This is a genomic window from Wolbachia endosymbiont (group B) of Longitarsus flavicornis (genome assembly GCF_964028135.1).
Lineage (GTDB): Bacteria > Pseudomonadota > Alphaproteobacteria > Rickettsiales > Anaplasmataceae > Wolbachia.
Map to the genome: position 1 here is coordinate 823322 of NZ_OZ034758.1, position 10680 is coordinate 834001.

Consider the following 10680-nt stretch of genomic DNA (forward strand, 5'->3'; position numbering starts at 1 on the left):
CTGAAGAATCTGCCATTCTACCAACTTAAAATTGATAAAAATATAAGAAAATCAATAGTTTAAAGAAATAGTAAGATGGCAAGATGGCAAAAAGTTGCCAACTAGATAGCATGGGTAAAGTCCTCTTCTATAGCGGGTTTAGGGAAGTTGGCAAGATGGCAAAAATCTATATATATAAATATATACTATGCTATAGTACATAGTATATCTCAGTTAAGAGAAGAACTTAACGTTTTTTGATGTCCTTTCATAATTTTGCTTTTTCTATGGAGTTGCAACCTATAATAAAAATATAAAGTAAAGGCAGTGAAAAACAAATGATCCATAATAGTATCCGTTCAGAGGTGTGGCTTAAGAGACAATAGATAGAAGGTTTTGAAATGGATTTAACTTTTTTTGCCTCCAAGTGAGATACAACGAAATTATCCGCTCAAGGAATCTATTCCCTCGCTCTGACTGTGCAAAATATGAATTCTTACGATAGACAACATAATGCCGTATTTGTCGCTCAACATGATTATTCGTTAATGGAATATTCTCTGGATCATCCAAAAATGTCCACATCATTGGCTCGGATTTTATAATACCCTTTACCGTTCGTGAAGCTCCTTTTGCTTCAAGTATATAAGATATTTTTATCATGCAGTACTGCATAAATCTTCGTAACTCTTTAGCTTGCTTAGTGAACTTTGAAATACTAATTTCATTTTCTGACAAAGCGTTTTTTAATGTAAATAATCCATTAGCTGCATCTTTTAAACAATGGCCAAGTCTCATTACTTCACTATTCCAGCTATGAGATAACCTCTCGAAATTTCTCAATAAGTGAGCCCAACAAATTTGTCGTTTTTCATCACTGAAGTGGTTGTAAACTCCATATCTGTCGGTAATTACCCGATTTTTGTAATCACAAAATGCACTATTCTTTAAAAACTTCATTCCTCTTGTATCTGCTAACTTCATAAGACTTGCTTTATTGTTGGCAAACATCCAGCACCATTCCAATTTACCTTTGTTATAGTGACTGGTTTCATCAATATGCAAAATTTCGCTTGCTTTCATTTCTTCCTCTATTTGTTCATAGGCTTCTTTACATTTTGACGAGACCCTTGCTTCGCTATTGGACACACTACCAACACTTATACTCATGTTAAAGATGTCTTTCATGATATTCGCTATTTCTCGCTTTGAATTCTTATAAAACCCACTTAGTGATGCAACTACTGACTTAACTCTAGGACCAAAGGTATCAGGTGTAACTCCTTCTGGTAATTTGCTACTCCTTCTTTTTCCGCATTTACGACAGCGCCCATGTTCTAGTTGGTATTCCACTACGTAAGGCTTAATTTTTGGGAGATCAACATTCTGGTGAATATAGGGTTTGTTGCATACTGCAATTTCTCCACCACATTCACAAGTATCATGTAATCTTACTCTAATTACTTCATCTGCTTCCATTTTTATCCGATAATTTCCTTTATGACCAACTTGACCCCCTATCTTCCTGCCACCCTCTGACTTATCTTCTGGTGTGTCTTTTTTTATTTTGTACAGCTCTTTTGAACTTGGTAAAGATGAATTCCTTGAGTTCAAGCCAAGTCTCTCTCTTAGTTCAGCATTCTCTATTTCTAAGATTTTATTTTTTTCTTCAAGCTTTGCTACTTTTTGCTCTAAGTTTTTACATAACTCTACAATACTGATCAACAATTGAAGCATCTAGCCTTACCTTACTATCAACATTTTCTGTTATTATTACTTTGATATGTTATGTCAATTCTTTTTTATCCTTACCATACCTCTGAACGGATACGCCCATTTTTCTTTAAAAGCTGGAAAGAAGGTAATATTAAGCTGAAAGATGCACTCAGAGCTGCAACGGCTGCACCCACTTATTTCATACCAAAACATTTAAAAATTGATCAGATAGACAGAGTATTAGTGGATGGCGGGGTGTTTGCCAATAATCCAGCGGCTTGCGCATATGCAAGTGGTAAGAAATTGTTTCCAAATGATGAGATTATACTGTTATCACTAGGTACTGGTAGAACAGATAGAAGCATAGCTAATTCAAGGAGATTTGGAAAAATAGGATGGATCAAGCCACTACTACATGTGATGTTTGCTTCAAGTTTAGATGCAGTAAATTATCAGTTGGATCAAGTTATAGGTGATAAATATATACGAATACAATCGCAATTAAAAATAGCATCACCTGACATGGATAATATTACATCAAAAAATATCAAATCTCTTCAGCAAGAAGCAAATGCAATGATAGAGGAAAATCAAAAAGTAGTCGATAAATTCTGTGATGTTTTATCTTGATACGTAGAAATGCCAAAAAAATTCTGCAGAGCTAAATAAGGGTTTAGAATAGATAATATATTAACCATTTTTACTTATATCTTAAACACAATTCAATTTTCACACTCATCAGCAGTTAGGCCACTTGCTCGCAAAATAACATCAGTAGAAACACCCGCCTTCACTAGATTTTTTGCAACCCTGATTTTCTCTGCTTTTTTAACTTTTTCCTTGCCGCTTTTCATATCTTCAGATAGAGATTTGACTAATGATTCTTGTTCTCTGTACTCATCCATTAAACTCAATAGCTTTTTGCTTTCTCTTGTTTTAGGTAGCAGAGCTTTAATATTCACTGATAATTCTCCTGCTATTTCATATAATTTATCTAATGATATGGCAGTATACCCTTTTTCATATTCGTGTATTTCCTTGAGTGTTAAACCAACTTTATCCGCCAAATCTTTTTGAGTATACCTTCTTATCAATCTCCATTCTCTTACTCTTTGTCCTATTCTGTAATATATAAAATCAGTGCAGATTTCTCTCTCTGTATTATCATACTCATAAATAGATAAGCCCGTTACCTGGGAAATAACATCAGTAGCAACTCCTTCTTTTACTAGATTTTTTGCTACCTCTAATCTTGCCTCTTCTTGATTAATTTTTTCGCTAATATGAACAAACCTGACTAATGAAGGTACTATTTTGCCTAACTTTTGATTCTCGTATATTTTTGTTAGATAGAGTATTTCCTCGTCTTCATAGCTGTCTTCCCTTACTATTACTGATTCAGGTAATAAATCTACAACATCAACTGATAATACTCTTGCTATTACATATAGTACTTCAATTGGAATAGAACTATACCCATTTTCATAGCTGTTTACCTCTTGGTATGTTAAACCTATTTGACCTGCTAATCCTATTTGAGTATGACCTCGAATTAACCTACAATTTTCTATTCTTTGCCCTATTCCATAACTAACATTGCTTGCAGAAACAAACACATATACCTCCATTTAAGAAAAAAACTTTTTGCTATAATTTTTTCATGAGTTACCCATCTAAAACTACATCAACAGGTAAACCTACCGCTTGCAAAATAATATCAATAGAAATTCCACCTTTTACTAGATCCTTTGCAACTTTAATCCTTTCTATCTCTCTCACTTTCTCCTCACAAATACGTATTCCCTCAAACATAGATTTTATTAGTGCATTACGTAGTTCTTGATTTTCAATCTTTTTGTATTCTTCAATTAAATTCGGTAATTCATTTCCTACTCTTTCATCTGCATCTTCTGCTGGTTCAAGTAGATCCACGATATTAATCAATAACGCCTCTGCCATTTCATATAATTTATCAAGTGGAACAGCAACCCTTCCTTGCTCATAGTTACTTATTTCATCACGTGTTGTAGTCATTTTCTCTGCTAAATCCTTTTGAGTGCACTCTCTTACCAGTCTCCATTCCTTTATCTTTTTCCCTATTTTGTAGTAGATAGAACCTATTTTTTCTTCAACACATTCATCAGCAGAGAGACCAATTGCTTGTGAAACAATATCAACAGAAACTCCTGCTTTAACCAGACCCTTTGCAATTTTTATTTTCTCTGCTTTTTTACTACTTTTCTCACTAATTTGAACAAACTTGGTTAGTAAACAAAATATCTTACGTAACTCTTGATCATTAATCTTTTTATATTCTCTTACTAGATCTAATATTTCCTCTCCCTTATCTTCAAAACAGATTTTTTCATTTGATACAGGAATGAGATCCGTAATACTGATTGATAGTGCCTCAGCTATAGCATATAACCTTTCAATTGGAACTCTACGATTCCCTTTCTCATATTGCAGTATTACCCAATACTTTACACCAATTTTCTCAGCTAAATCCTTCTGAGTATACCCTCGCTCTAACCTCCAACTTTTTACTTTTTGCCCTACTTCATAGTCTAGACTTCTTTCCACGCAAAGAACCATATATAATATTTTCTACTATAGCTCAAAGGCTCCAGATATAATAGCCAGACTCTGGAACCTTTAAATTAAAGTGCCCTAAAGGTTTCTTTACTACCTCCACATACCCTATTTACCCATGAAGACGGAGACAATACTTCATCATTGCTAATCTCTTTTATAGCATACTTTTCACTCCATATGCCACATCTAGTGAAATTACCTTTCTCTACTGCTTCTTTAAGTTTTACTCCAGCAAAAAGGCAATTTTTTCCAATTTCTTCCCCTCTTTGTTGTAATTCAGCCCACATTTCCTTGTTTTCTACTCTGACTTGTACTTGATCATATTTTTTTACATCATGGCACAATATGATATTAAGCTTACCAGTGCTCGTAGGAAATTCTAATACAATAGAGCCTCCACCTGATACATCAACGTAATTTCTTGTACCTCCCTTCTCGCTTTTAACCTCAACTGCATCATTACCAATTTTTAAAATATTACTTCCTAACTTTCTGTTTGCTTCTAGTATTTTGGCTACTTCTATCTTACTATTTTCAGAGAACTCTATATACGATGTTGTATTGTCTATCTCGATATCTATTAATTCTCCTTCTTGAACAGCACTTTCGCCAGCTTTTTCCAGTTCTTCTAGTTGCTTCTCTACCTGTGGCTGAACTTCTGGTTGTAGCTCATTACAGATTTCACCTATCAGTTTATTCTGCAATAAAGTATCATGAAACTCTGCACCACTTAGCATTAGTTTACGTATTAGCTTTTTTCGATCACTTTTTTCTAATCTGTGAAAGTGTGTACCCAATACTACATACTCTGCAATACTCCATTCGCCATCATTACATGCATTTAGCCTTGCTCCAGATGCTAATACTTGGTCTATATTTTTGTGTAATTCATTTACGCTTTTTGCCTCTACTATCGCACTCTTAAACCAGCTCAACTTTTCACTTTCGCTTGCACTTGGTTTTATTTTTTGCAAATTTGAAGCAAATGGATTTAAATCTTCTGCTTGATCATTTAAAGGTTTTATGCCATAAACATAGTCAAGGCTTTTCCCGTAGTTGATTTGAATGTTTCTGCTAGGGGAAGCCTCCCGATTTATCTCCTTCTGATTATTAATTTTGCTCACAAATTTAGACTGCTTTATATCAACACCTTCAAGAGCACCAAATATTTTCTTGTGATTAACATTAGTCTTTTTATTCTGATCTTTACTCGTCATATAACCCCCATATTAAAAATACTTTTTAAATATACAAATCTTAATTTATACATTCTATTACTCATTATAAATTATAGTGAGTAGATTTGCAAATACTTTCTGCTATAACAATCCGTTTTCTCTAAAGCTAAAATAGCCTGCACTTGTGATAATAATGTGATCAAACAATCTAACACTTACAGTACTACACGCTGCTGCTAAGCTCTTCGTTACTGCTTGATCCTCTTCTGACGGCTCTAAGCTCCCACCTGGATGGTTATGTGACATTATTATTGATGTTGCATTTTTTATTAATGCTTTTCTTATAATTTCCTTTATGTATACTGGTGCTTTTTCCATTTCACCAATATAGGATTCTTCTCCGATTAATTGGCGCCTCTTATTCAAATACAGTATTTTTACACATTCCCTTTCTGAGTGTCCTATACTTACGTTCAAATACTCTACTAGCCCTTGTAAGTCCATTATTGGCTCACTCTTAAGCTTTTCTTTGAGCACCCTTTCTAGTGTTTCCTTAACACACATAATCATTGCTACTGCAGAATCAGTTACTCCTTCTATAACTTTCAGGTCATCCATTTCTCGGCCTAAAATCCTTCCTACTCCTGTATAAGTATTCACCAGATTTTTAGCAATTTCTTGAGCCTGTGGCCTTTCATGTACTGCACTTAGAAACGTTTCCATTATTTCACGATCAAGTAGTGCTTTACCTTTGCTTTCTAATATTCTGAATTCGATTTCTTCTTTACTTTTATTCATATAATTTACCCTTCACTAACAACAAACTTTTTTTAAATATTTACTGCTGTTTTTTATCAGCATTGGCATAGAGCCATAGCTTTCGAGTGAAGTCAAATCAATTTTTCAATCTTTTTTACTTATTTTTTCATGAATAGGTGAAGATATTAATATATGGTGATTTTTTTATTTTAAACTTGTTGAATTTCGCCTAAAGAGAGGCCTGTTATTTGCAAAATAATATCGGTAGAAATTCCTTTTTTAACTAAATTCTTTGCAATTTTCATTTTTTCTGCTCTTTTCACTTTCTCTTCGCAAATTTGTATGCTTTCAAACAGAGATTTTATTAGTACATGACGTAGTTCTTGGCTCTCAATTTCTTTGTATTCTTTAATCAAATCAGGTAGCTCATTTTCCACTTTACTACCTTCATCTTCTTCTATTAGTAGATCTGTAATATTAATCGATAATGTTTCCGCTATTGCATACAATTTTTCCAGTGGAATAGCCACACGTCCTTGTTCATAGTTGCTTATTTCGTCACGTGTTGTATCTATCTTCTCTGCTAAATCCTTTTGAGTGTACTCTCTTCCATTCTTTTATCTTCTTTCCTATTTTGTAGTAGATAGAACCGACTTTTTCTTCAACACATTCATCAGCAGAGAGACCAATTGTTTTTGCAACAATATCAACAGAAATTCCTGCTTTAACCAGACCCTTTGCAATTTTTATTTTTTCCGATTTTCTACTACTTTTTTCACTAACTTGAGCAAATTTGGTTAGTAAACAAAACATTCTACGTAACTCCTGATCATTAATCTTTTTATATTTTCTTACTAATTTCCTCTCCCTCATCTTCAAGACAGATTTTTTCATTTGATACAGGAATAAGATCCGTAATATTAATTGATAATACCTCTGCCATAGCGTATAATTTCTCAATCGAAATTTTACGTGTTCCTTTTTCATATTGTAGTACTATTTGATATGTTACGCCGATTTTCTCCGCTAAATCCTTTTGAGTATAACCTCGCTTTAACCTCCAATTTCTTACTTCCTGTCCTATTACTTTGTAGTCTAAAAAGTTAGAGCAATTATTCTCTTTTTTCACATTTTATACTCTATAATTAAAAGAGCTATCACGTATACTTAATTGGTAATCTTTTTTGACAAATTGAACTCATTTCCTTTCAAATAATTTTTCTATATCACTTAGTTTCATTTCTATGTAAGTTGGTCTTCCGTGATTGCATTGCCCAGCATACGGTGTTTCTTCCATTTGTCTCATCAACTCATTCATCTCCTCCAACTTCATTTCCCTTCCAGCTCTAATTGACCCATGGCACGCAATAGTAGCTAATATCTTGTTCACTTTTTCTTCTATAGGTAGCGTATCTCCTATCTCTATTAATCTATCAACTATATTCATCACCATCTCTTTCACATTTATTGTTCCTAAAATTGCAGGTATTTCTTTAACCCTTACTTTATCTTCTGATTCTATTTCAATACCAAAACCCATTTCAAAAAGCTTATCTTTATAAGCTTCAACCATCTCCATTCCTGCTTGGTTTTTGATTTCAACTGTTTCAGGAAAAAGAAGTTTTTGTCTTTTTATGCTTGATTTTTGCTTTAAGCACTCGTATATCAATCTCTCATGAGCTGCGTGCTGGTCTACTATAATTAATTTGCCTTTAGCCTCAGCAATAATGTAAGTATTGTAGACCTGACAGCGTGCATATCCTAGAGCTCTATTAAATCAATTTGCTTCCTTTCTAAAACCATCGTTCCCTTTTGGGGTGGAGATTCTCCATATTTAAACGTTTCTGGTAAGCTTCGCCTTCTTTCATCTGGTGCATTGAATTCTTTCATTAAACGATTTTCTAAAAGACTTGGCCTCTTTTCATAAAACTCTTTTTGATTTTTTTTCTCTTCATCATTAACCTGTTCTTGGCTATCAAACTCTTCAATACTTTGATCATTTACTGCGAATACGCCTATTCTCGTTGATAATGCTTTTATTATCCCTCTTCTTACTATTTCATATATCAACCTTTTATTCTGAAATCTTACTTCTGATTTATTTGGATGCACATTTACATCTACTTGATCGTATGGTATTTCTAACTGCAGTACTGCAAAAGGATACCTCCCACTTGGAATAAAATCATGATATGCATACCTAATTGCACCTATAAGTAGACTGTCTTTTATTGGCCTTCCATTAACAAACGTATAGATCTGAGTTGAATTGCCACGACTAATAGTTGGTTTACAGATGTATCCCGTAAGTTTGATGCTTTCTTCTTCCTCTTTAACTTCCAGTGAATTGCTCTGAAATTCTTCTTCTACTTCACATAATCTGTTAAATAATGAAGTTTGCTTAACATATTTTAAGAGCTTTTTATTACCGGAAGTGAGAGTAAACCCAATACTATAGTTAATCATTGCTAAGTTATTTACAATATCAACAATGCTTTGTGTTTCTGCCCTCTCGGTTTTTAGAAATTTTAATCTATTTGGAGTGGCAAAAAATAAGTCACGAACTTCAATATATGTACCCTGTAGCAAAGAACAAGGTGTAATCTCTCTTATTTTTTCTCCTACCTCATACCTTATAGACCATGCTTCCTTTGCTCCACTTGCCTTAGACGATAATTTCATTCTGCTTACTGCTGCAATTGAAGGTAAAGCTTCTCCCCTAAACCCAAGGTGCTTGATTTCTATTAACTCACTATCGCTTAATTTTGAAGTGGCATGCCTCATAAATGCTAGTTCTAAGTCGTCCTTTTCTATTCCATTTCCATCATCTGTCACAGTTATAAGGTTACGTCCACCACTTTCTATTTTGATCTCTATCTCTGAACTTCCAGCATCTATTGCATTTTCTACTAATTCCTTTACTACACTCGCTGGCCTTTCTATTACCTCTCCCGCTGCTATACGATTTATAGTTTTTGTGTCTAAAAGAATTATTGCCATATTTCCAACTCTCAGTCTGATCAGGATATAGCTTGAATATCAATGCAAATCAAGTTCTCTATTAGGTGTCTCAACTAATTTAAAAACAGAAATAGTTGTAAAAACCCAGCCCGAAATGTTATCCTTACTATTACCCACAAATAAAAACATAGTATTGTATTTACTCAAATGATTTAATTTTATTAACCTGAAAGCTTATTAGATTAAAATTATTAAACTAAGAGTTATAATTTTAGCAACTAAAAGCTGTAAATTGCACCATATAAACAGTTATTTCAAGCAAAAGTTATGCCATTAAGAGCTATGCAACAAACATTTATATTTGTGGGTAATAGTAAGAAATGTTATCTCCTGTGGATCTATGTTTGAATTTTAGTTGAATATTTCTTCAGAATTGTGTACAATTACCAATGCTTTCTAGGTTAACTTATCATGGCTCTTTCGAAGTTTCTTGATCCCAAAAATGATGTTGCGTTTCGGCGTATCTTTGGTACTGAAAAGAATAAAGACATCCTCATTCACTTCCTCAACGATATTCTCGGCTTTACTGGCAAAAATGCAATACAGGATATAGAGTTCTTAAGTACTATTCAAGACCCTGATATTGCTTCTAAAAAACAAAGTATTGTTGATGTCCTCTGTAGAGATTCTTCAGGTGTTCAGTACGTTTGCGAGATGCAGGTCGCTAAAACTAAGGGCTTTGAAAAACGTGCACAATACTATGCTGCTAAGACTTACTCAAGACAAGCTAGTAAGGGCGATCAATACCATGACCTTAAGGAAATTATTTTTATTGCTATAGCAGATTGTGTACTGTTTCCTGATAAGTCTGAGTACAAATCAAAGCATACTATTCGCGATGAAGATACTAATGAACATGATCTAAAAGATTTTTACTTTATATTTATTGAGTTGCCTAAATTTCCAAAAACCAAAGAAGATCAGCTTTCAAGTATAGTCGAGAAATGGATCTACTTCTTTAGATATGCAGATGAAACTAGTGAAGAAGAACTAGAAAGAATAATAGGAAGTGATCTAATAATTAAAAGAGCATATGAAGAACTAAATAGGTTCAACTGGTCAGAAAAAGAATTTATAGCCTATGAACAAGAGATCAAGCGTATTCGTGATGAACAGGCTGTCCTCGCTCAAAAACTCGATGATGCTACTGAAAAAGGCAGACAAGAAGGTAGACAAGAAGGTAGACAAGAAGAAAAAATCGAAGTTGCCAAAAACTCACTCAAGGCCGGTGTATCTATTGATGTTATCGCTGAAATTACCGGTCTCTCTCATGCTGAAATTTCACAACTCAAAGAAAAAACATAATATCCCTACTTATTCACTTCAACATTTATGAAAACCTTCTCTAAGTTATAAATATCCCCTAATTAAGAATCTAGTGAACTGTCTAAAATGGCTATAAAGATTACACATAGAATTATATAAATTACTA

The 10680-nt window shown here is 33.6% G+C and carries 6 protein-coding genes and 3 pseudogenes; 2 read left to right on the forward strand and 7 right to left on the reverse strand.

Annotation, left to right across the window (positions count from 1 at the left end; genetic code table 11):
• Positions 1-351: 351 nt before the first annotated feature.
• Positions 352-1704: an IS66 family transposase gene (gene tnpC, locus ABWU45_RS03810; RefSeq protein WP_353279066.1), complete on the reverse strand. Its 1353-nt coding sequence runs from the start codon at positions 1702-1704 to the stop codon at positions 352-354.
• Positions 1705-1815: 111 nt separating this feature from the next.
• Between tnpC and ABWU45_RS03815 the strand changes: the two are divergent.
• Positions 1816-2325, forward strand: a pseudogene (locus ABWU45_RS03815) (patatin); the annotation flags it as partial.
• Positions 2326-2417: 92 nt separating this feature from the next.
• Here the strand turns inward: ABWU45_RS03815 and ABWU45_RS03820 are convergent.
• From ABWU45_RS03820 to mutL, 6 genes and pseudogenes are all read right to left on the reverse strand, one after another.
• Positions 2418-3323 carry a helix-turn-helix domain-containing protein gene (locus tag ABWU45_RS03820; RefSeq protein ID WP_410541954.1) on the reverse strand — a complete coding sequence of 302 codons (906 nt, stop codon included), beginning with the start codon at positions 3321-3323 and terminating at the stop codon, positions 2418-2420.
• 37 nt (positions 3324-3360) lie between these two features.
• Positions 3361-4290 (reverse strand): helix-turn-helix domain-containing protein, encoded by a 930-nt coding sequence (locus ABWU45_RS03825; RefSeq protein WP_353279035.1) that lies wholly within the window; start codon positions 4288-4290, stop codon positions 3361-3363.
• A gap of 65 nt (positions 4291-4355) precedes the next feature.
• Positions 4356-5507 (reverse strand): hypothetical protein, encoded by a 1152-nt coding sequence (locus ABWU45_RS03830; protein ID WP_353279036.1) that lies wholly within the window; start codon positions 5505-5507, stop codon positions 4356-4358.
• 102 nt (positions 5508-5609) lie between these two features.
• Positions 5610-6266 (reverse strand): RadC family protein, encoded by a 657-nt coding sequence (locus ABWU45_RS03835; RefSeq protein ID WP_353279037.1) that lies wholly within the window; start codon positions 6264-6266, stop codon positions 5610-5612.
• A 170-nt stretch (positions 6267-6436) separates the two neighbouring features.
• A pseudogene (locus tag ABWU45_RS03840) lies at positions 6437-7356 on the reverse strand (helix-turn-helix domain-containing protein).
• A 69-nt stretch (positions 7357-7425) separates the two neighbouring features.
• A pseudogene (gene mutL, locus ABWU45_RS03845) lies at positions 7426-9227 on the reverse strand (DNA mismatch repair endonuclease MutL).
• A 432-nt stretch (positions 9228-9659) separates the two neighbouring features.
• Here mutL and ABWU45_RS03850 point away from each other — a divergent pair.
• Complete coding sequence (locus tag ABWU45_RS03850; protein WP_353279038.1) at positions 9660-10553, forward strand: Rpn family recombination-promoting nuclease/putative transposase; 894 nt, start codon at positions 9660-9662, stop codon at positions 10551-10553.
• Positions 10554-10680 lie beyond the last annotated feature (127 nt).

Excerpts from the sequence above, each read along its gene's own strand:
- ABWU45_RS03820 (WP_410541954.1), bottom strand. The coding sequence starts at position 3,323 with ATGGAGGTATATGTGTTTGTTTCTGCAAGCAATGTTAGTTATGGAATA.
- ABWU45_RS03825 (WP_353279035.1), bottom strand. The coding sequence starts at position 4,290 with ATGGTTCTTTGCGTGGAAAGAAGTCTAGACTATGAAGTAGGGCAAAAA.
- ABWU45_RS03830 (WP_353279036.1), bottom strand. The coding sequence starts at position 5,507 with ATGACGAGTAAAGATCAGAATAAAAAGACTAATGTTAATCACAAGAAA.
- ABWU45_RS03835 (WP_353279037.1), bottom strand. The coding sequence starts at position 6,266 with ATGAATAAAAGTAAAGAAGAAATCGAATTCAGAATATTAGAAAGCAAA.
- ABWU45_RS03850 (WP_353279038.1), top strand. The coding sequence starts at position 9,660 with ATGGCTCTTTCGAAGTTTCTTGATCCCAAAAATGATGTTGCGTTTCGG.